Source organism: Pedobacter sp. N23S346, assembly GCF_048515415.1.
GTDB lineage: Bacteria > Bacteroidota > Bacteroidia > Sphingobacteriales > Sphingobacteriaceae > Pedobacter.
In genome coordinates this window covers 61246-82147 of record NZ_JBLYEE010000012.1, presented here as the reverse complement: position 1 = coordinate 82147, position 20902 = coordinate 61246, and the positions used below count along the sequence as shown (strand labels likewise).

Annotated in this window: 20 protein-coding genes; 11 read left to right on the top strand and 9 right to left on the bottom strand. The window is 37.1% G+C overall.

Features of this window, described 5'->3' with window-relative positions; translation table 11 throughout:
* Positions 1–44: 44 nt before the first annotated feature.
* Together lysS and ACN1CD_RS18990 are read left to right on the top strand one after the other, a co-directional pair.
* On the top strand, positions 45–1754 hold the full coding sequence (gene lysS, locus ACN1CD_RS18995; RefSeq protein WP_419132000.1) for a lysine--tRNA ligase: 1710 nt from the start codon (positions 45–47) through the stop codon (positions 1752–1754).
* 134 nt (positions 1755–1888) lie between these two features.
* Entirely contained in the window at positions 1889–2101 is a 213-nt protein-coding gene (locus ACN1CD_RS18990; protein WP_419131999.1) for a hypothetical protein, read from the top strand.
* 90 nt (positions 2102–2191) lie between these two features.
* Here ACN1CD_RS18990 and ACN1CD_RS18985 read toward each other — a convergent pair whose 3' ends face one another.
* The 3 genes from ACN1CD_RS18985 to ACN1CD_RS18975 form a co-directional block, all read right to left on the bottom strand.
* On the bottom strand, positions 2192–2746 hold the full coding sequence (locus tag ACN1CD_RS18985; protein ID WP_419131998.1) for a pyridoxamine 5'-phosphate oxidase family protein: 555 nt from the start codon (positions 2744–2746) through the stop codon (positions 2192–2194).
* A 1279-nt stretch (positions 2747–4025) separates the two neighbouring features.
* Positions 4026–5273, bottom strand: a complete 1248-nt coding sequence (locus ACN1CD_RS18980; RefSeq protein WP_419131997.1) for a cation:proton antiporter — start codon at positions 5271–5273, stop codon at positions 4026–4028.
* A 149-nt stretch (positions 5274–5422) separates the two neighbouring features.
* Positions 5423–5962, bottom strand: coding sequence for a DUF2892 domain-containing protein (locus tag ACN1CD_RS18975; protein WP_419131996.1), 540 nt, complete (start codon positions 5960–5962; stop codon positions 5423–5425).
* Positions 5963–6077: 115 nt separating this feature from the next.
* On the opposite strand from ACN1CD_RS18975, the gene ACN1CD_RS18970 reads away from it, so the two are divergent.
* The 3 genes from ACN1CD_RS18970 (at position 6078) to ACN1CD_RS18960 (ending at position 8008) form a co-directional block, all read left to right on the top strand.
* Entirely contained in the window at positions 6078–6596 is a 519-nt protein-coding gene (locus ACN1CD_RS18970; protein ID WP_419131995.1) for a thioredoxin family protein, read from the top strand.
* Positions 6597–6671: 75 nt separating this feature from the next.
* Positions 6672–7352: a uracil-DNA glycosylase gene (gene ung / locus ACN1CD_RS18965; RefSeq protein ID WP_419131994.1), complete on the top strand. Its 681-nt coding sequence runs from the start codon at positions 6672–6674 to the stop codon at positions 7350–7352.
* Positions 7352–8008: an alpha/beta fold hydrolase gene (locus ACN1CD_RS18960; RefSeq protein WP_419131993.1), complete on the top strand. Its 657-nt coding sequence runs from the start codon at positions 7352–7354 to the stop codon at positions 8006–8008. The genes ung and ACN1CD_RS18960 overlap by 1 nt, the downstream gene beginning before the upstream one ends.
* A gap of 162 nt (positions 8009–8170) precedes the next feature.
* Here ACN1CD_RS18960 and ACN1CD_RS18955 read toward each other — a convergent pair whose 3' ends face one another.
* Complete coding sequence (locus ACN1CD_RS18955; protein ID WP_056850310.1) at positions 8171–8641, bottom strand: Lrp/AsnC family transcriptional regulator; 471 nt, start codon at positions 8639–8641, stop codon at positions 8171–8173.
* A 126-nt stretch (positions 8642–8767) separates the two neighbouring features.
* Here ACN1CD_RS18955 and ACN1CD_RS18950 point away from each other — a divergent pair, with 126 nt between their 5' ends.
* Entirely contained in the window at positions 8768–9430 is a 663-nt protein-coding gene (locus ACN1CD_RS18950; protein WP_419131992.1) for a metal-dependent transcriptional regulator, read from the top strand.
* Entirely contained in the window at positions 9417–11279 is a 1863-nt protein-coding gene (locus ACN1CD_RS18945) for an Nramp family divalent metal transporter (protein ID WP_419131991.1), read from the top strand. The genes ACN1CD_RS18950 and ACN1CD_RS18945 overlap by 14 nt, the downstream gene beginning before the upstream one ends.
* Before the next feature lie 3 nt (positions 11280–11282).
* On the opposite strand, the gene ACN1CD_RS18940 is transcribed toward ACN1CD_RS18945, so the two are convergent.
* Positions 11283–11762, bottom strand: coding sequence for a TlpA family protein disulfide reductase (locus tag ACN1CD_RS18940; RefSeq protein ID WP_419131990.1), 480 nt, complete (start codon positions 11760–11762; stop codon positions 11283–11285).
* A 221-nt stretch (positions 11763–11983) separates the two neighbouring features.
* Here ACN1CD_RS18940 and smpB point away from each other — a divergent pair, with 221 nt between their 5' ends.
* A complete protein-coding gene (gene smpB, locus ACN1CD_RS18935; protein WP_029284382.1) occupies positions 11984–12433 on the top strand; it encodes an SsrA-binding protein in 450 nt (149 codons plus the stop codon).
* Between the two features lie 228 nt (positions 12434–12661).
* Here the strand turns inward: smpB and ACN1CD_RS18930 are convergent, their stop codons facing one another.
* Positions 12662–13318 carry a protein-L-isoaspartate(D-aspartate) O-methyltransferase gene (locus tag ACN1CD_RS18930; protein WP_419131989.1) on the bottom strand — a complete coding sequence of 219 codons (657 nt, stop codon included), beginning with the start codon at positions 13316–13318 and terminating at the stop codon, positions 12662–12664.
* 185 nt (positions 13319–13503) lie between these two features.
* Here ACN1CD_RS18930 and ACN1CD_RS18925 point away from each other — a divergent pair, with 185 nt between their 5' ends.
* Positions 13504–14181 (top strand): hypothetical protein, encoded by a 678-nt coding sequence (locus ACN1CD_RS18925; protein ID WP_419131988.1) that lies wholly within the window; start codon positions 13504–13506, stop codon positions 14179–14181.
* Here ACN1CD_RS18925 and priA read toward each other — a convergent pair.
* On the bottom strand, positions 14178–16658 hold the full coding sequence (gene priA / locus ACN1CD_RS18920) for a replication restart helicase PriA (RefSeq protein ID WP_419131987.1): 2481 nt from the start codon (positions 16656–16658) through the stop codon (positions 14178–14180). The genes ACN1CD_RS18925 and priA overlap by 4 nt on opposite strands.
* Positions 16658–17044, bottom strand: coding sequence for a DUF423 domain-containing protein (locus ACN1CD_RS18915; RefSeq protein WP_419131986.1), 387 nt, complete (start codon positions 17042–17044; stop codon positions 16658–16660). Before ACN1CD_RS18915 ends, priA begins: the two co-directional genes overlap by 1 nt.
* Before the next feature lie 93 nt (positions 17045–17137).
* Here ACN1CD_RS18915 and ACN1CD_RS18910 point away from each other — a divergent pair, with 93 nt between their 5' ends.
* Together ACN1CD_RS18910 and ACN1CD_RS18905 are read left to right on the top strand one after the other, a co-directional pair.
* Positions 17138–18706, top strand: a complete 1569-nt coding sequence (locus ACN1CD_RS18910; protein WP_419131985.1) for a hypothetical protein — start codon at positions 17138–17140, stop codon at positions 18704–18706.
* A gap of 29 nt (positions 18707–18735) precedes the next feature.
* The gene (locus ACN1CD_RS18905; RefSeq protein WP_419131984.1) at positions 18736–20142 is read left to right on the top strand and encodes a DUF5723 family protein; all 1407 of its coding nucleotides are present in this window, start codon (positions 18736–18738) and stop codon (positions 20140–20142) included.
* On the opposite strand, the gene tsaB is transcribed toward ACN1CD_RS18905, so the two are convergent.
* A complete protein-coding gene (gene tsaB, locus ACN1CD_RS18900) occupies positions 20143–20829 on the bottom strand; it encodes a tRNA (adenosine(37)-N6)-threonylcarbamoyltransferase complex dimerization subunit type 1 TsaB (RefSeq protein ID WP_419131983.1) in 687 nt (228 codons plus the stop codon).
* Positions 20830–20902: the final 73 nt, after the last annotated feature.

The window sequence follows — 20902 nt, the reverse complement described above, 5'->3', positions numbered from 1 at the left end:
CAATTATATTTTCAAAATCATTACTTTTGCAAAAAATACCCGAAATGAGTATAGGATTATCCGAACAAGAAATATTACGACGTGAGTCGTTAAAACAACTCCGTCAATTAGGCATAGAGCCTTATCCTGCAGAAGCTTACGAGGTTAGTGCAACTGCTGCTGATATTTTAGCCAACTATGAAAATGATAAAACTGCCTATCAGAATGTTTCGCTGGCAGGCCGTATTATGGGCCGTAACATTATGGGGGCGGCATCTTTTGCAGAATTACAAGATTCTACTGGCAGGATTCAGGTTTACTTAAAAAGAGATGAACTTTGCCCTGGCGATGATAAAACCTTATACAATACGGTATTTAAAAAATTATTAGATATTGGCGATTTTATCGGCGTAAATGGGTACGTTTTTACTACCCAAACCGGAGAAATCTCTATCCATGTTACTGAATTTAAGGTTTTAGCTAAATCTTTACGTCCGCTTCCAATTGTGAAACGTGATGACGAAGGAAACGTTTACGATGGTTTTACCAACCCTGAGTTACGTTACCGCATGCGTTATGTAGATTTAACGGTAAACCCAGACTACAAACAAATTTTCATCAAACGCAGCAAGGTGATCAACACTATGCGTAATTATTTCGATAATCAAGGTTGGATGGAAGTGGAAACACCAATCCTGCAGCCAATTCATGGTGGTGCAGCTGCCCGCCCTTTTGCTACACACCACAACACTTTAGATATGCCGCTCTATTTGCGCATTGCAAACGAGCTGTATTTGAAGAGATTAATTGTTGCGGGTTTTGATGGCGTTTATGAGTTCGGTAAAATGTTCCGGAATGAAGGAATGGACCGTACCCACAACCCGGAATATACTTCAATGGAAATCTATGTAGCCTATAAGGATTATATCTGGATGATGGCTATGGTTGAAGAATGTCTGGAGAAAGTTGCTGTGGCTACCAATGGTTCTGCAGTGGTTAAAGTTGGAGAAAACGAAATTAATTTCGAAGGTCCTTACGAAAAATTAACCATGTATGAATCTATCCAGAAGTATACAGGAATTGATGTTTCTGCAATGATCGAGGCGGAGCTTTTGCAAACTTGTAAAGAATTAGGTATTGAAACAGATTCTACCATGGGACGTGGTAAATTAGTAGATGAAATTTTTAGTGAGAAAGTTGAAGCGAACTTAATTCAGCCAACTTTTATTACCGATTATCCAATCGAAATGACACCATTGGCTAAAAAGCACCGTTCATCAGAAGGTTTGGTAGAGCGTTTTGAAATATTTGTAAATGGTAAAGAAATTGGAAATGCTTATTCAGAATTGAATGATCCGATTGACCAAAAAGAACGTTTCGAAGATCAGTTAAAGCTTGCTGACCGGGGCGATGCTGAAGCAATGGCAATGGATGATGATTTTGTTCGTGCTTTAGAATACGGTATGCCACCAACTTCAGGTTTAGGTTTTGGTATTGATAGAATTGTGATGTTAATGACTAATCAAAGCACCATTCAAGAGGTTTTATTCTTCCCGCAAATGCGTCCAGAAAAGAAGAAAATCGAGCTGACAGCTGAGGAAACAGAATTATTCGCCTTGGTAAATGAAGGAGAACAATACCTTTTAACTGATGTGAAAGCTAAACTGGCAGACTGGAGCAACAAGAAATGGGATACCACTTTAAAAGCTTTAACCGGTAAAAACATTTTAAAAGTAGCGAAGACAGACGAAGGTTTATTTTTGTCACACAAATAGTTAACCTAACATTTGATGACTATGTCAGTCATCTCAGTTAACAAAAACATAACATAAAATTAAAAGGCTTGCTAACAGTTGTTTAGCAAGCCTTTTCTATATTTACAGCAATCGATAATTAAAATCATTGCCTTATGAATATTTCAAGTTTAGAAATCAACGAAAGTGAATACTGCATCAAATTAAGTAAAGATGCTTTTGATTTAACACTGGTACGCCAATTAATTAAAAGGATTCAGGCTGAAGCCCTATTTTTTTCAAGAACTCAAACAGATGAGGATGATATCCTTAGTAAAAGATCTCAAAGAGAAGAATTTGAGGGTTACGATAATTTGGATGATAAATAAGTTAAAGGTCTCGGGTTACAAGTTATGGGTTAAATCGCAAAAAACTTTAAACCTAAACTTGAACCTTTTAACCATTAACTTTCAACTGTTTTAGTCTATATTTAAAGTACCTTCAACAGAATCATCCATTGTTTTTCCGGTAATTACAGATGCTGCCATTTTTAGAAAAGCAACTGCAGTTCCATTTTTAGTATCCCAATAATAGCCTTCTGAAGGAATTACTTTAATCAAAGTAATATTTGGATCATCTTTCCCACCCTGAAACCAAGTCTTAAGCAAAGGCGTCCAGAGTTCATCTATCTTTGCCTGGTCTCTGCTGATTTCCGAAATTCCATAAATATTTACAAAGCCAGAGTGCGCTCCAGCCTGAAACAAAAGATGTGTAAATGGATCTGATGAAATCTCATCATTTTTATGGCTGTCTTTGAGGCTCATAAACCAGATATTGCCTTCATCATCTACTTGCTGAATTGCCATCGGCCTTACCGATAAAGGTATGCCAGTTTTGATATTCGTACAGAAAAAACAACTCTCTGCTTTTTCTGCAAGGTTTCTGAGTTTTTCAACGGCTTCATTTCCGCCTAAATCCTGAATGTTATCTTCTTCCTGAGTATTATTAGTACTTCCTTCTTGTGATGTTGCCATAGGTATATATTTTCTATAGACTACAAAAATTTTTCAGATTTGGTTTTAACTATTTCAGAAATGGGAGTAATAAGTTGTGGGTTGATTTTGTATGATGAACGTAAGTTATAGCGATCTCCATAGCCACAGAACAAGGCGAAACTACTATTTCTTCGTTCTGCTTTTAGAGCGGCATGGTCAATTCTTCGGGATAGCACTAACCAAGACCACCTACTGACTTTAATAGAAAAATTGCGCAGCCCTCATGAATGCAAATAAAAACATATAAACTATATGAATAATTGCGAGCTGGCAACTTTAAGTTTTCACTTGTGTTTATTATTTATTTTGTGTTCAAGCTAGCTTCACTGGTCTTTGGTTGCCCAAAGAAGAGAGCCCGTCCGCCCAGGACTAGATATAGTCTCCATTATCAAATTAATAACATTTTCTTTGTCTTAGCCAGACAGGCATCTTTCTTTTTCTTGATAAAAAGAAACAAAAATCAAGGCTTGCATCCTTTCTTGAATAGCAGCATCGAAATTCTTAAAGCGGCAATATGAGGCTTAGCCCTTACTTAAACCCACCCTCACTGCATATTTCCTTGGCCATTCGGGTAGGTAAATTTGTGCAAGAATTTCAATGTGCTCTTCGGCGAAATCCTGCTAGGCCGGATGGCGTAATGGGTAAGGATAGTGATTTTATGAAAGTTTGTTTAGCATAGTGCATAGAACGATTGCTATAAAAACCCATACAAGGCCAAACCACTGTTTCTTCGTTCTGCTCTTAGACTGGCATGGTCAATTTTTCAGGATGGCACTGACCAAGCCTAACTACTGACTTTAATAGAAAAATGGCGCAGCCTTCATGAATGCAAATAAAAAGATATAAACTATATGAATAATTGCGAGCCGGCAACTTTGCTTCTTTGGTTGCCCAAAGAAGAGAGCCCGTCCGGCAATGACGAGAGGGGCAGGATAGCGTATTTGTTGCTCCTCCCGCATCGAGCGTCCTTGCGAGAACATTTTCCGATCCTTCATCGGTAATGTTCGTGGCAATCTCCTCCTTGCTGAACCATTAGCAGCAAGGAGATTGCCGCAAAACGGTGAAAAACCGTTTTTCGCAATGACGAGTGTGTTAGTGTTGTGCCAAAATCTGGTTGTAGCGTCTCGCTACGACCGAAGTTAGATAGCGATCGCTTTAAGATTGATTCGTGCTTCGCAATGGCGGAAATGGCATAAAATACTTCAAATAATTGTTACATATCATTAAATATTCAGAAGAATATATAATAAATCATCTACTAAACCTCTTCTACAGACAGCACTCGCTTAGCCAATTTACCAACCGTTAAACCTTGAACAATAATCGAGAATACCACCACAAAATAGGTAATCCCAACCAGCAAAGGTTTATAAGGCCCTTCATCCATTGATAACACCAGCGCGATGGAAACCCCTCCACGCAGACCTCCCCAAACTAAAACCTTAATAGTGCCGCTACTAAATTTATTTTTAAAGGGAATTAATACCACCGGAATATAAATAGATAGGAACCTGGAGAAAAGTACAATGATAATGCAGCAAATACCAATCAACCAGTAATCTGTAATGTTATGAATGATTAATAATTCAAAGCCGATGAAAAGAAATAGGATTGCGTTTAAAATCTCATCAATAAGTTCCCAAAATTTATTCAGGTAATCTTTAGTAATGGTAGACATGGCTGTACGTTTACCATAATTACCAATTACTATTCCGGCAGCAACCATGGTTAGTGGGCCGGAGATATGAATGGAATGCGCAATCAGATATCCGCCCATTACTACAGATAAAGTGATGAGTACCGATACTTTATAATCATCTATCTTTCTCATTGCATTTGAGGCACCTAAGCCCAAGATCGTTCCCAAAGCAAATCCACCTAATGCTTCTTTAATTAACAACCAGGAGATGTTGGTGAAGCTTATATCGATGTCACTTCCCTGAGCCAGCTGCAGAATTACAGCGAATATCACCACAGCAACACCATCGTTAAAGAGCGATTCACCTGCAACTTTAGTCTCCAGGGATTTCCTTACGTTAGCATCTTTCAAAACCCCCATCACCGCGATCGGATCTGTTGGTGAAATAAGCGATCCAAATAATAATGCGTATATAAAAGGAATTTGAAAGCCTAAAAGTGGCGCAATGTAATATACCAGCGCACCTACCGCAAAAGTAGAGATGACTACACTTACCGTTGAGAAAATAATCACTGGTGCACGTTGCTCTCTCAAATCAACCAAGTTGATATGAATAGCCCCGGCAAATAGCAGAAAGTTCAGCATTGCGCCCATCAGCACCTCTGTAAAATCGACATCCTGAAGCAAGGTGGAAAAGTGATCGAACGTTTTTGGAAATAAACTACCTGTCAACACCAGCACGATAGAGCTTAACATCGCGATAATCATGATTCCTATGGTGGATGGAAGTTTGAGGTACCGTAGATTAAGATAGGAGAAAAAAGATGCTAAAACAATGAGTACAGAGAAGGAGTAGTATAATTCCATAAATATTAAAAAGGATCGGTGAAAATCCCAAAATATCAAAAAATTTCGACTAGTCTAAAATATTTTTTAGATTATGACTTTATTCAACGAAGTATTAAAACAAAAAAAGCCAGATAAATCTGGCTCTTAATCTTAATATGATAACTTAGTTAGCGATAACGAACTTGCTGTTGCTTGTCCATCATGCCCATTTGATCTTTCATTTGCTTAATTTGATCTGCCAGCAATTTGCCCTTATCAGCTTTTTTAGCTTCAGCTAAATACATCGTAGCTTCACGTTTATTTCTTTTTGCCATTGCTATTCCGGCTAAACTTAATTTGGCCAATGCAATGTTATGATCCATTTGCATCCCTAAACTTAATGCCGTTTTAAAATATTTTTCTGACTTCATCGGTGCAGTTCTGCTCTCAATTAAACCAATCAATAAATTATAGTAACCATGTTGTACCTTAATTAACTGACTTTCATAGTTAGTAATCCGGTCTAAAAACATTTTTGCTTTCGGCATATTGTCCTTTCTTAAAAACCATTGTGCTAAAAGCATGTTTTCATTAAAGAAGTAAGTAACCAATACAATAAGGCCTAATAAGATGGCAAAAATGCCCCACGGCCAAAAGCCGAAAATAAATAAAGCTACTGCGCCACCCAGTAAAGCAAACCCCGCAATTAATCTGATAAAATTTGGCATAAAATTTATTCTAATTATTTTTTTTTGCAAATATCGTTTTTAAATGGCAGATATTAGATTTTAAAACAATAATTTCATTAAAAATTTCACTGATACAACAATCCGCCAGGTTAACATGAAAATAATCTTATCCATTACCTTAATCATCATCGCAATGAACGTTTCTGCACAGGAAATCAATAAAAAAATACACGATCAGGTTCACAATAAAGATATTCTAATTAATGCCTGCACACGTGAGGGATTAACCACACTTCCTGAATTCAAGGAAATGTATGATCCACTTTATGCAGCCTATACACCAGATGCTGCGACCCTGATCGAACTTAAAAAGCTGGTAAAAAAGGAAAAAATCAAAATTGTTTTTGGTACCTGGTGTGGTGATAGTAAAGTTAACGTTCCTAATTTCTTCAAAATTTTAGATGCGCTCCATTTCAAAGAAAAGAACGTAGAGCTTATTGCTGTAGACGGAAATAAGAAAGCAGAAAATGGAATTATTGATGGCCTGGATATCAAAATGGTACCTACCTTTATTATCTATGATCAAAATGGAAAGGAACTAGGCCGAATCATTGAAGGTCCGAAAACAACACTCGAAGGAGACTTGTTAGCCATTTATCAGAAAAAATCATAAACTATTGGTATTCGATTTCGTTTAAACAATGATTACCTTTTATAACATTTTAAAATACCGTCACAATTATCAATTATGTCTGCAGCATTAGAACCTGGCTGGTTAGCCGTTTTAGATCAGGAATTCGAAAAAGATTATATGAAAAATCTTAAATCTTTTTTAAAGGAAGAAAAAGAACGTGGCGCAACCGTTTATCCAAGAGGGCAGGATATTTTTAACGCATTAAATACCACACCCTTTGATCAGGTTAAGGTGGTTATTTTGGGTCAGGATCCCTATCATGGTACAGGTCAGGCGCATGGGTTATCTTTTTCAGTGCAACGCGGCATGACTGTTCCGCCATCACTCAAGAACATCTATAAAGAGTTAGAGACCGATATTGATGGTTTTAAAACGCCACCTCACGGAAATTTAACACACTGGGCAGAACAAGGCGTATTGCTACTAAATGCAACCTTAACCGTTCGGGCGGCAGAGGCGGGTTCGCACCAAAATCGTGGATGGGAGATTTTTACTGATGAGATTATCAAATCGCTTTCAGAAAAAAGTGAACACATTGTATTTTTACTTTGGGGAAAATACGCTCAGCAAAAAGCAGCATTAATTGATCAAAAAAAACATTACGTACTTACCGCCGCCCACCCCTCTCCTTTCTCTGCTTATAATGGCTTCTTCGGATCGAGGCATTTTTCGAAAGCCAACCAATTGCTGATTCAAAATAATTTAAAACCAATTGACTGGAATTTACCAGCATAATGAATGCCTATTTTATAAGTGGCTTGGGTGCCGACAAACGAATTTTTTCAAAGATCAAGCTTGATCAGTCTATTAAAGTGATTCATATTAACTGGATTCCTCCCCTTAAAAATGAATCGTTGTCCAGTTATGCAAAAAGGTTAAGTGAAATCATAGATGTTGATAAACCTTATGTTTTAGTCGGTGTTTCTTTTGGAGGAATGATTGCTGTTGAAATTTCAAAAATTTTAAAGCCTTTGCTAACGATAGCGATATCAAGTACGATATTAAGCTATGAATTACCAGTTCTTTATCGCTTTGCGGGTACACTGCGTTTGATAAAATTAATTCCGTCCGGTCTTATTAAATTGTCTAACAGGTTTAGTCAAAACTTCTTTTTCGGCACCAAATCTATTGAAGAAAAAACGTTACTCAGCAAAATCATAACCGATACTGATCCTAAGTTTTTGAAGTGGGCAATCGGAAGCATTTTAGGATGGAGAAATACGATCACACCTGATCGTTTATATCATATTCACGGCACTAACGATAAAATTCTGTATTCAAAAACGGCTAAGCCAGATTTTCTGATTCAAAATGGAACACATTTTATGGTTTATCAGAATGCGAAGGAGATTTCTGAACTTATCGATAAATTAGTATCAAGATATTTTTAACCAAGTTCAAGACGACAACCATTTGAAGATTTCTTAACCAAATCGTCATACTGAATTTAGTTCAGTACCTTTCTAGTTAAGATCCTGAATCAAGTTCAGGAGGACGATTCTTTATGGCCACATGGGCGATCGTTAGAAAAAGCCCCTTCAGGGGTTTGGGGTTTAATACTCCAATGGCACAATCGGCTCTTTTTTAGTGGTTGACATGATCATCATCGTTTGAAAAGTTTTAACTACAGAAATTTTACTAATTTTCTCCATAATCAAACGTTCATACGATTTAATATCCTTAACATAAACCTTCAAGAGAAAATCTGCCTGACCTGTTACATGGTGGCATTCTGTAATCTCTTTAATTTGATTTACCTCGTCTAAAAAGATCTGAATCGTATTGTTTTTATGAAAATCCAGTTGAATCTGAATAAAGGTTTTAATGCCCAAACCTAATTTTTCTTCATCAACCAGGGCATGATAGCTTTTGATAAACCCGGCCATTTCAAGTTTACGAACACGTTCTAAAGTTGGCGCCGGAGATAGTCCGATTTCCTGTGATAAAAGCAAGTTCGTGATGCGACCGTTTTCTTGTAAAATTCTTAAAATTTTAAAATCAATTTTATCTAATTCTGATGCCATATAAATTCAAAGGTATTGAGAACACAAACATAACCAAATTATATTCTAAATTTTAACATAATTTATCTAATAAATTTTAGAAAATAATTTTTAGATTTACCTAAAAATAAAATTAGATAAACATAAATGCAAAGTTTCACCGAGGAGAATTATCTTAAGATCATTTACCACTTAGCAGAAAATACCAATAGCGTTCAAACCAATGCCATTGCCGAGCAAATGCAAACCAAACCTGCATCGGTAACAGACATGATTAAGAAACTGGCTGAAAAGGGTTTCGTAGATTACATCAAATACCAGGGCGTTACCCTAACAGATAAAGGCCGAAATGCGGCGATAGATATTGTGCGGAAACACCGCTTATGGGAAGTCTTCCTGGTTGATAAACTCAATTTTAAATGGGATGAAGTACATGATGTAGCTGAGGAACTCGAACATATTAAATCTACTGCACTGATTGAACGACTGGATGAGTTTCTGGGTTTTCCTAAATCAGATCCACATGGAGATCCTATTCCAGATAAAAATGGGCGATTTGCGAAAACACAGTTTACCAAGCTTATCGATCTAAAAATTGGAGATAGTGGTACCATTACGGGCGTTAGTCAGCACAGTTCTGCTTTTTTAAAGCATTTAGAAAAACTCGGATTAACACTTGGCAAACAAATCGAAATTAATGATGTTACCGATTTCGATGGTTCAGTAGAAATTCTGGTTGCAGGGAAACAAATTAATATTAGCAGAGAAGTTGCAAAACACATTTTAATAAGCAGTAATGGCAAAAACTGAATCGCTTAGCGAAGTACACCAAAGCGTAAATACCAGTAAAAGAAAAGGCTGGCGAAGAATTTTATCATTTATCGGCCCTGCCTACCTGATCAGTGTTGGCTACATGGATCCTGGTAACTGGGCAACCGATCTTGCCGGGGGAAGTAAATTCGGCTACCAATTGATTTGGGTATTGTTAATGTCTAATCTGATTGCCTTGTTATTACAATCACTTAGTGCCAGGTTAGGTATTGTACGAGGATTAGATTTAGCACAGGCTTCCAAACATGCTTATCCCCGCTGGGCTAATATCCCCTTATTTGGCTTGGCGCAAACCGCCATCATTGCCTGCGATTTAGCAGAAATTATTGGTATGGCCATTGGTTTACAATTGCTCTTCGGTTTGCCACTCATCTGGGGAATTTCAATTACCATCTTCGATACTATCCTCCTGCTTTTTCTGTTAAACAGAGGCATGAGAGCCATGGAAGGTTTCATTGTATCGATGGTATTTATTGTTGGAATCTCGTTTTTAGTGGAAATGTTCATTGTAGAACCTTCACTTAAAGAGATCGCGAAGGGATTCGAACCATCTATATTAAATGGCGATGCACTTTATATTGCCATCGGGATTATTGGCGCCACGGTAATGCCGCATAATCTCTACTTACATTCTTCTCTTGTTCAAACCAGAAAGATTGAGCGCACAAATAAGGGAATTAAAGAAGCTTTAAAGTTTAACCTGATTGATACTACGGTTGCACTCAATCTCGCTTTCTTTGTGAATGCGGCAATCTTAATCTTAGCTGCTGCTGCATTTTATAAAAACGGATTGCATGAAGTGGCAGAGATACAGGATGCCCATAAATTACTTTCCAATATCTTTGGTAACGTAGCACCTACCCTTTTTGCTATCGCTTTAATTGCCGCCGGACAAAGTTCGACCGTTACCGGGACATTAGCTGGCCAGATTATTATGGAAGGCCATATCAACCTTCGGATTCAACCTTGGTTACGGAGACTAATTACACGTTTACTAGCCATCATACCAGCATTTTTTACCATCCTTCACTATGGAGATGATGCTTTAGGCGGATTATTAGTTTTAAGTCAGGTAATATTAAGCTTACAATTGGGTTTTGCCGTAATCCCATTAATACATTTCAATTCAGACAAAAAACTGATGAAAGACTTTGCCATTAAAACCTGGGTAAAGGTTTTGGCATGGGCAAGTGCCTTCGCTATTATTGCATTAAATGTAAAATTAGTGATCGAAGAGATAAGCGGCTGGGCATCAGCGGCAAATAACTGGTGGATCTATGTAATCGTGGCACCGGCCTTAATATTTATAGTATTTCTGCTTTTATACGTTTTCTTCCATCCACTCATTGAGAAAAAAAATCTCGAAAGGCAAATGGTGCCTCATGGAAATGCGCTCGACATTGGCAAAATAGAACGAATCAGTTATAATAGAATAGGTATCGCTGTTGATTTCTCAAAGAACGATCGAAATACCATCAGACATGCGCTCATTCAGGGTGGAAAAGATGCGCATTATTATTTAATTCATGTGGTAGAAACGGCAGCTGCAAGATATCATGGTCAGGAGGTAATGGATCATGAAACAGAAAGCGATGCGAAAAATCTGGAGAAATATAGAATAAACCTCGAAGATTTGGGATATGATTCTACGCCATATATCGGCTTCGGTAGCACCGCAAAAGCCATAGCAAATATCAGTAATAGCAATAAATTGGAACTTTTAGTAATGGGCGCTCATGGACACAAAGGCTTAAAAGATCTGATTTTTGGAACAACAGTTGATTCTGTCAGGCACAAGGTAAATATCCCCGTACTGATTATTCGTTAACCGTTATTTATTAATCACCTTCATAATTTTTTTTATTCCACCATCACCAGAATTGTATACTAACAATTTGTTAGCCGTTGAATATAAATACATTGCCGGGTACATAGACGGGAGAAATGCAGGAATAAACATGTGATTTTTATCTTGTAGAACCGTAACGTTAGATTTGGTATTTAAGCCCTTTGCGTAGGTATTGAAAAACTGTGGAATAATATAAGCTTCATCCAAAGTAATCAGATAAATGTTAGCCTTCTGAAATTGAGCATAATTTGTACTTAAGCTCTTCATTTCACGCTGGCAATGCTCACAGGTACAATCGAAAAGAATGAATAAGTTTTTCTTACCCTGTTTTAGGTCTTTGTTGGAGAATGCCTTTCCATCTAATTTAAAAAAGGTAAATTGTGGCAATAAAGTAGGCTGTTGTGCCTTAACCTGAAAAGTAACGGCTAATAGAAGAACTAAAAAAAGGTTTTTAAATTTCATTTTCGATGTTTAAATTCCAAACTTAATTGATTTTATTGGGAAGATAATCATATTCTTTTTAGCTTTTACAAACAGATGAACTTTCTGTTTGTTAAGTTAGCCATTGATGAAATTGAATAAAACTGGAATATCACATCAATTTTTAAGATATTTGCAGCCCGGCGATTCGAACCGGTAAGTTGTAGCAAGTTTTGCTACACCAATTAATAACAATACAAGCTTTGAAAAACGACATCAACATAAAAAATAAACGGGCCTACTTTGATTACAATTTACTTGATAAATACGTAGCCGGAATTGCCCTTCTGGGAACAGAAATAAAAGCCATCAGACAAGGAAAAGCGAATATGACCGATGCCTTCTGCATGTTTATTGGCGGAAACCTCTATGTGAGAAACCTGCATGTTTCTGAATATAGCCACAGTTCTTTCTACCATCACGACATTAAAAGAGACCGGGCTTTGCTTTTGCAAAAAAAGGAAATTAGAAAACTGAAATTAAAGGGAGAAGAAAAAGGCTATACGATCGTTCCATTGCGCATTTTTGTAAATGAACGTGGATTTGCCAAAATTGAAATCGCATTAGCACAGGGTAAAAAAGAATTTGATAAACGCGATAGCATTAAAGACAGAGACACAAAACGTGAACTGGATCGGGCGATGAAAAGGTAGTTTGGAGTCTTTAGTCGGGAGTCATAAGTCTGGAGTCCAGAGTTGGGAGTATAATAATACTACTTTAAACTGTGGACTATAGACTTCCTGCTTATTACGCCAGACTTGATACCCGATTCTACCTACTTAAGACCTGGACTAATCACTAGCTATTTAAAACTTGAACGGTAACTTTGGATTTGATACTCGCTACTATAGACTTTGGACTAAAGACTTCTGACTCCCTTTTTACCACGCCTGATCCCCTACTAAAGGCACAAACCTGAAAGTATCCAATACAATTTTCTCATAATCCGTATCACTTACCCTAATTACAGTGACCATTTTCTGCGTTTTTTCATCGCCAACCGGAATGACAAGAATCCCTCCGATTTTAAGTTGTTTCAACAATATCTCAGGAACCAGTGGTGCGCCAGCCGTTACAATAATTTTATCGTAGGGGGCATGTTCTGCAACTCCTTTTGATCCATCGCCACAGCAGAAAACAGGCTTATAACCCATTCCGGGTAAAACCTGAACGGTTCTGTTATAGATATTCTGTTGCCTTTCAATCGTCACAACTTTAGCCCCAAGTTCCATCAAAACGCAAGTCTGATAACCTGAACCAGTTCCGATTTCCAAAACTTTATCGCTATTTTTAATGTGTAACAATTCGCTTTGATATGCCACGGTATAGGGCTGCGAAATGGTTTGACCATCGCCAATAGGAAAGGCAATATCTTTATAGGCCTGATTCCAGAAAGTTTCATCAAAAAAGAAATGACGCGGAACTTTTCCAATTGCTTTTAATACTTGCTCATCTTCAATTCCGCGAGATCTTAACAGTTCTACCAGTTTCTTTCTCGCACCACGCTCCCGGTAATTATCAACAAATTTATAGGCCATAAAGTCTCAAAATTAGCTTTTTTATGTGGTGATGCAAGATAAAGAAATCCACATTGACTTAAGTTGCAGAATATCAAAAGCAAAATATGCTATTAATAAAGTTTGAGATAATCATAATACTGAAGTGAGGAATTATTTCTACTTTTGGAATCAATAAATTTTAAAGAAAATCAGTACCACTATATATGAAGAAAATCTTACTAAGTCTATTCACACTGTGTATATCTTTAACCTCATTTGCCCAAACCGGAGCCGATTACAATTATACCATAGGTTTTCGTGCCTTTAGTTTAATGCAATTGCCAAAAATATTAAACCAAACCAATACCCAGGATTATACTAAAGCATTCGCCAATGGCGCCATGCTTAAATTTAATGACAACCAGATCAGCTATCGCATTAGCGGTGCTTATTACAGAGATGATATCCAGTTTGATAATACCTGTGCTACCTGTGAGATTGCGAATGGAAAAGTAACGGATTACTCTTTCAAAATTGGTTTTGAGAAAAATTTCAACTACTCAAAAATTCAACCTTACTTTGGCTTCGACTTAGGCTACCGCTCCAATCGTTTCACAGGTACCATTGCGCAACGCAATCCGATGGCCAGCAACGTAACGCAAACTGCCGATGCCAGTAAAAATGGTTTGGTATTAACGCCTTTAATTGGCTTAAAAGTAAATATTCTTCCTCAATTAAACTTCTACGCAGAGAGCAACCTGGATTTCTATTATTCTTACGAAAAACAAGACATCACCGAAACTGGTGGCGTAGCCAGAACAGTTACCACTTACAAGAAATGGGAGTTTTTACTCAACCCAATTTCAGCGGGATTACAATTCAGTTTAAACGGGAAAAATTAATAAGGATCTACGTCGATCTGCATAAACACCCCTTTAAACTCTTTGGTTGCATTAAACTGGGTAAGTGTCTCACGCAAAGCATCTTTAACCTTCTGTATAGCCGTATGTTTATCGGCTTTAATGATAATCTGTTTGATATAAAGATTCCGCACCCGGCTTACTAAAGGCTGCTCTGGGCCGAGTACACGTTTGCCGAATTTAGCCTTCAAAATATTGGCTAAGGTTAGCGCCGCATGATCTAATATATGTGAATCTTTATGTTTGATGTAAAGGAATATCATTCGTGAAAACGGTGGGTACAGAAACTTTTCCCGTTCCGCAATTTCATCGTTATACATGCCCTCATAATCATTCTCCACCACTTGTTTAATAATCCGGTTTCCGGCATCGTAGGTTTGAATACACACGCTACCTTGATCTGCCCTTCTACCTGCCCTGCCTGCAACCTGTGCCAATAACTGATAGCTTCTTTCGTAAGCCCTAAAGTCTGGATAACCCAAAAGCGTATCAGCATTAATTACGCCGATCAGATTGAGGTTATCAAAATCTAATCCTTTCGCAACCATTTGGGTACCAATCAAAATATCCGTTTTCTTCTCCTGGAAATCGTTTAAAATCTGCTGCAGTCCATTTTTTGTTCTCGTGCTATCCATATCCAGGCGGGCGATGGAAACATCCGGATAGAGTAATTTCAACTCCTCTTCAATCCGTTCCGTGCCAAAACCTTTTTGTTCTACATGCACAGAACCACACGCCGGACAAATATTTACACTGCTTTGCTGATAACCGCAATAATGGCAATGCAACTTCCCACTGCTTTTGTGATAGGTTAAACTCACGTCGCAATTCACACATTTTGGCGTATAACCACAAGTGGCGCAAATTAAGATAGTGGCGTAACCACGCCTGTTTTGAAAAAGTACAATCTGCTCCTTTTTAGAAAGTGCCAGGTCGATACCTTTAATCAGTACACTGGAGAAATAAGAAACCATTGTTTTCCTTTTGGTTTCTTCAGAAATACTCACTACCTGTTGATTGGGTAACTGAACACCACCAAATCTTTCCTTCATTTCTACAAGGCCATATTTACCCTGCAAGGCATTATAATAGCTTTCTAAAGATGGTGTAGCAGAGCCCAGAATCACTTTCGCCTGGTGAAGATGTGCTAAATAAATCGAAGCATCTCTGGCCTGATACCTCGGTGCGGGGTCGTATTGCTTGTAAGAAGGCTCATGCTCTTCATCAACAACAATTAATTTTAAATTCTGAAACGGAAGAAAAACCGCCGACCGGGCGCCTAAAATTACTTTAAAATCGCCGGTACGAACTTTATTCCAGATTTCTACCCTTTCGCTATTGTTAAATTTAGAATGATAAACACCAATTGAATTTCCAAAATAACGCTTAATCCGCTCCACAATTTGCGTAGTCAGTGCAATTTCTGGCAATAGAAATAACACCTGGCCATCTGCGTTTTGAATAATTTCCTCAATCAGTTTAATGTACACCTGCGTTTTGCCAGAAGCGGTAACGCCATGTAACAAGACCACATCTTTTTCTTTAAAGTGATCATTAATTTTTGCAAGCGCCTTTTCCTGGTGCTCGTTAAGTTTGAAATTAATACTAAATTCTTCATCATTTGCAGCCAAACGACTCACCGGACGTTTCGTTACAACAAAAATATCTTTATCGGTAAGTGCTTTTAAAGCTGCCTGATTGCTATTGCTTTCTTCCAGCAACTGTTCCTTTGAAATCGGCAGATTTGATTTTTGAAGTTTCAGATAAGCCAGCAATACATCCAACTGTTTTGGTGCGCGTTCTAAAACATTAAAAAGCTGCTTTAAATTCTCTTGATCTGTATAAAAATCATTAAGCAGGATGAAGGATTTTAACAGTGGCTTATATTTCTGCACCACCTCTTCAGCCACTAAAATTAAGTCTTTTGCTAATAAATGATTAATAATGGGATAAATGGTTTTTTGTCCTAAAAGTTTAGAAACATCATTAACAGTTAACTTTTCTTGCTTTTTAAGGGTTGTGATAATAATCTGTTCTTTTTCTGTAAGTACAATTTCATCGCTGAAGTCTTCGCTAAGCATGAGGATGGTTTCGCTAGCTAATTTTAAACTTGCTGGCAGTGCAGCAGTCATCACATCACCTTCATTACACATGTAATAATTCGTCATCCAGGTCCAGAATTTCAGTTGCATGGGCGTTACAACAGGCTCAGAATCGATAACATCTATAATATACTTTGCTTCGTAAGCTGTGGGTGGATTCTTTGAAATGCCACTAATCAGGGCCGCATAAATTTTATGTTTTCCAAACTGAACTACTACCCTTTTGCCGATAGCAACCTCATCATTTAAATCAAAAGGAATTCTATAAGTATAGTTCTTGGCCAAAGATAAAGGCAAGATCACTTCTACAAAAAGTGTTTCTCTTTCTGCAAAAAAATCATTTTCAAAAGTTTCCATTATTTATCTTTAAATGCAGCGAAAAACAGCATGATCCAACCTAAAACAAATAATAATCCGCCAATTGGCGTTAAGGGACCGATTAAATTTACGAATTCTAAATGCAAAATACTGCGGGTGGCCAATAAATAGAGCGAACCCGAAAAAAGGATAATCCCAAAGGTGAAGCAGATGTAAGCAATATTAATCAGCTTGTTTCTATAGCGGGCAAACGTAGATAAATATAAAAGTGCGAAGGTATGATAAAACTGGTAATCAACACCTTTCTGCCAAATTTCGAGTGAAGGTCCATCTACCAATGCTTTTAAGGCATGTGCGCCGAAAGCGCCTAATAAAACAGCAACAAATCCGAAAAAAGACGCAGTAAGTATTATTCGTTTATTCATATGTACATTTTGCCAGAAGCAATCGCTAAATTAATAAATTGACAAAGAACTTCTCACTAATCAATGTAATAAATTAAATTTGTTGCACAGCAGATGAGAAAAATCATAATTTTAGTAAGCGTTTTATTATTAGGCGTAGCATTAATGTCCTATTTATACTTTTCTAAATTGGGGATTGAAAACGATGCGAAGGATCTGGCGCTTCAGTCAGCAACCAATAATGCTGCCCTTCTTTTTTCATTTCAGAACGACAAAGGGTTTTATGAGATTATTGAAGGACAAAACCTCTTACAGCAGGCCATTGGAAAGGAAAAAACTGATTTGCTTAAACAGCTCAAGGAAAGTTTCGTTAATAATAAGACCATTAACAGCCTGATTCTAGATCAGGAAATCTACCTTAGTTTACTGCCCGACAGCAATAAAACGCTTAACTTTCTAATTACTATTCAGGTTAAACCAAATCAGACTGCGCTGAACTTTCAAAACCAACTTAAACCCTTTCTCACGCCCATAGCACAGGAAAAGAATATTTACAGTGCTAAAGTGAACGATAGCCTGAATATTTTTGTTGGCGTTCAACATCAGGTGTTAACCTTATCAACTTCTTTAAAATTGATCAAAGATGCGGGCATCAGATTAAAAGAAAATCCTTTTACAGCTTACATCAAAGAATCAAGATTGCAGAATAAAAATGTTCTGGCACAATTATACATTAACTACAATCAGGCACCGCTTTTACTAAAAAATATTATTTCGGAAAACATTAATGGCGAACTTGCGGTGTTTAATGCACAGAATAGCTTCGCTACCTTAAACTATAATTTTAGCAAGGAGAAGATTTTATTTAATGGCAACACTGAAATTAAGGCGGCTGATAATTATTTAAAACTTTTCGAAAATATACCGGTTCAAAATATAGAAATCCAAAACGTTTTGCCAGATCAAACTGCCAATTATACCATTTACGCTTACGATAATTATCAATCGTGGCAGAAAAAATTAATGAGCTGGCAAGCGCAAAAGAAACTAACTGATAAAACAACATCACTCATTAAACACATTAGAAGTGAATACCGAACAGATTTAAATGCAATTTTTTCGGTCTATTTAAAAAATCAATTTGTAACTTTTCAATTAAATACAGGTGAGAAATTAACGGCAATATCTTTAAGTAATGGCGAAAAGGTTAAACAGCTTTTATTCGATGTTAGTGAAGATTACAGCGATGAAATTAAACACTTCAAATCTTCTGATATCTTGTTTTCTTACCTGGGCGAACCCATGAAGAATTTTGTCAGGCCATATTATACCATCATTGATAATTACCTGATTGCGGCCAATAATGCGAGTACCATCCAGTCTTTTTTGAGTCGGTACCGTAACAATAAACTGCTGATTCAGGAACCTGAATACCTGGATGCCATGAACCAGCTTTCTAGTACTTCAAATATTGGGTATTATATCAATTTAAAGCGATCGAACAACATTTTCAGAAGTCAGATGCGACCACAATATTACAAACATTTACAGGCAGACAGCGGCTTAAAAACTTTCGATACTTTTTACTATCAAATGAGTGCAGATCAAAGCAAATTTCTTACTAACATGCTTTTAAACAAATATTTAAAGCCGCAAGTACCAGACTCATCAAGTAACCGTTAAATAAAAAACAGGGCAGAAAACTAAATTAAATGAAGAAACTCTTACTTACCGTATTCTTATTGAGTAGTTGCTATTTCGCAAAGGCGCAACAATATGCACTATTTGGAACCAGGACCATGTTTGATGCCTTTGAAAACGTTTCTCAAAAATCTTTCACACTGGATTCTTCACGAAAATTTTCCTCCAATTTTTTCCTTCCTAATTTTGGTGCAAATGCGGCCAATATTGGCGATGCAGAGTCTGTAATCCGAAAACTAAGTCAGGAAGGAATCAATGATACAAGAGGGCTGCCGATTGGCACAGGTGCAATTAACCATTTTTACCTGAATAGTAACGTTTATGTGGCTACATTCCGCCTTTTCAAATCTTACAAATATCAAAAAGAAATGGGTTTAGCCTGGCAAGTTAGGGCAGATTTGCATATTGACTATACCAACGAAACACTCGCTATATTTGATAGCTATGACAGATTTCCACAAGTTCAAGAACTGAAGGGAATTCTGAATACGAAAGGTTATCAGCAATCTTATCATCAATTCAGTTTCACTTATAGAGAGAATTACAATAAAAGATTAGCCTTTGGTTTAAAAGCAAGTTTATTGAGTGGTATTTTATACAATAAACTGGATATCAGAAATTCAAGTCTCTACATCGATCCTAACTTAAATGCGTTGGCAATAGAGATTAATGGCAATTATGCCAGCAATTTTTCTGACACAGACGAGATTAATAAAAACACTTTTTTCCCAAATTTTAAAAACCCTGGTTTATCGTTCAGTTTCGGAACCAATTACACTACTAAAAAAGGCTTATTCTTAATGGCCAATGTTAAGGATTTAGGATTTATCTGGTGGAGAAGCAACACCATAAATAATTCCATCGACAAACAAACAATACTTTCAGATATTAATGATGAATCTTCCAATAACAATAAAGAGATCAGAGATATATTTTTGGCCGGACCTGGTGGGAAATTTTTAGCGGCCACAAACGCAAAAATTGACGTTTATGCTTCCAAGCAGTACGGTTTTTATAAACCTGGCTTAGTGGCTTCAAAAAACCTGTTTTACAAGGGTGGTGATATTGCCTTTGTAAATACTTTTATTTACAGAAACCTGGCTGCAAGCGTAACACCACTTTATAACCTCAATAATATTTTCATGGTTGGTTTACAAGGAAAGTATCAAACCCCGAATTTTGAAATCTTCGGTGGTACGGATAATATGCTTTCGAGTATCAGCTATGCACGAGGGCTTTACAATGGCACCTCCGATAAAGGAAGCGGCCCGAATGGCGCATCATTTTATATGGGGATCGGGATTAAATTTGGTAACATTGTTAACCATCCTCAATTTAGCGATACCATGCCTGGGATTAATGATCAGCAAGAAAGAAGTTTCTTTAAAAATCTGTTTTCTATCTTTAAGAGAAAGTAATCAGACTTTCTTTTTGGGTTGGGTAACTACAAAATCCTTCAAATAGAAGGGTTCGAAATAAGCTACATCCTCGAAATGACCATGATTAAAAGCATTATTGGCTAATACAGACATATTACGTGCAGCATTGAAATTTTGATCACTAAAACCAGCATTAGGGTGATGAAGGGTTTCCGCACATTTCGCTGCACCATCTCCTAAAAAGGTAATTTTGTTTTGCAAAAGTAAATCAGCGAAACTGGTTTCATCAATAATTTTGGCAGACGTTGGCTCGATAATTTCTAATGATGAATTAAATACGGAAGTATAAACCTCCATCCTTCTCGCATCAATCATCGGGCAAATTAAACCGTTATATTCCGGGTTTTCAATTAGAAATCCGGCCGCCATCATTTCCAGTGTCTCAATGGCAATTAATGGTTTTTCTAAGGCGTAACATAAACCTTTAGCCGTAGAAACACCAATTCGTAAGCCTGTATAAGATCCCGGGCCTTTGCTCACGGCAACCGCATCTATGTCTTGATAAGTTAATCCAGCAGCTTTAACCACCTCATCAATAAAAAGCGTAACATTACTGGCATGAATATTCTGACCACTCTCCTCTTTTACAATAACAGTTTTCCCATCAATTGATAAAGCAACAGAACAAACCTGCGTAGCAGTTTCTATTTGAAGTATTTTAGCCATGAGGCAAAGGTATTAAAAAATGTAAAAGGGAAAAGGGGATTATGGTTGGGAGTTGGGAGTCCGAAGTCAGTAG

Coding starts and splice junctions, on each gene's coding strand:
- ung (WP_419131994.1), top strand. CDS start 6,672: ATGTCTGCAGCATTAGAACCTGGCTGGTTAGCCGTTTTAGATCAGGAA.
- ACN1CD_RS18905 (WP_419131984.1), top strand. CDS start 18,736: ATGAAGAAACTCTTACTTACCGTATTCTTATTGAGTAGTTGCTATTTC.
- ACN1CD_RS18985 (WP_419131998.1), bottom strand. CDS start 2,746: ATGGCAACATCACAAGAAGGAAGTACTAATAATACTCAGGAAGAAGAT.
- ACN1CD_RS18950 (WP_419131992.1), top strand. CDS start 8,768: ATGCAAAGTTTCACCGAGGAGAATTATCTTAAGATCATTTACCACTTA.
- ACN1CD_RS18940 (WP_419131990.1), bottom strand. CDS start 11,762: ATGAAATTTAAAAACCTTTTTTTAGTTCTTCTATTAGCCGTTACTTTT.
- ACN1CD_RS18955 (WP_056850310.1), bottom strand. CDS start 8,641: ATGGCATCAGAATTAGATAAAATTGATTTTAAAATTTTAAGAATTTTA.
- ACN1CD_RS18975 (WP_419131996.1), bottom strand. CDS start 5,962: ATGCCAAATTTTATCAGATTAATTGCGGGGTTTGCTTTACTGGGTGGC.
- ACN1CD_RS18945 (WP_419131991.1), top strand. CDS start 9,417: ATGGCAAAAACTGAATCGCTTAGCGAAGTACACCAAAGCGTAAATACC.
- ACN1CD_RS18970 (WP_419131995.1), top strand. CDS start 6,078: ATGAAAATAATCTTATCCATTACCTTAATCATCATCGCAATGAACGTT.
- ACN1CD_RS18990 (WP_419131999.1), top strand. CDS start 1,889: ATGAATATTTCAAGTTTAGAAATCAACGAAAGTGAATACTGCATCAAA.
- ACN1CD_RS18980 (WP_419131997.1), bottom strand. CDS start 5,273: ATGGAATTATACTACTCCTTCTCTGTACTCATTGTTTTAGCATCTTTT.
- ACN1CD_RS18910 (WP_419131985.1), top strand. CDS start 17,138: ATGAGAAAAATCATAATTTTAGTAAGCGTTTTATTATTAGGCGTAGCA.
- ACN1CD_RS18930 (WP_419131989.1), bottom strand. CDS start 13,318: ATGGCCTATAAATTTGTTGATAATTACCGGGAGCGTGGTGCGAGAAAG.
- ACN1CD_RS18925 (WP_419131988.1), top strand. CDS start 13,504: ATGAAGAAAATCTTACTAAGTCTATTCACACTGTGTATATCTTTAACC.
- priA (WP_419131987.1), bottom strand. CDS start 16,658: ATGGAAACTTTTGAAAATGATTTTTTTGCAGAAAGAGAAACACTTTTT.
- ACN1CD_RS18915 (WP_419131986.1), bottom strand. CDS start 17,044: ATGAATAAACGAATAATACTTACTGCGTCTTTTTTCGGATTTGTTGCT.
- lysS (WP_419132000.1), top strand. CDS start 45: ATGAGTATAGGATTATCCGAACAAGAAATATTACGACGTGAGTCGTTA.
- tsaB (WP_419131983.1), bottom strand. CDS start 20,829: ATGGCTAAAATACTTCAAATAGAAACTGCTACGCAGGTTTGTTCTGTT.
- ACN1CD_RS18960 (WP_419131993.1), top strand. CDS start 7,352: ATGAATGCCTATTTTATAAGTGGCTTGGGTGCCGACAAACGAATTTTT.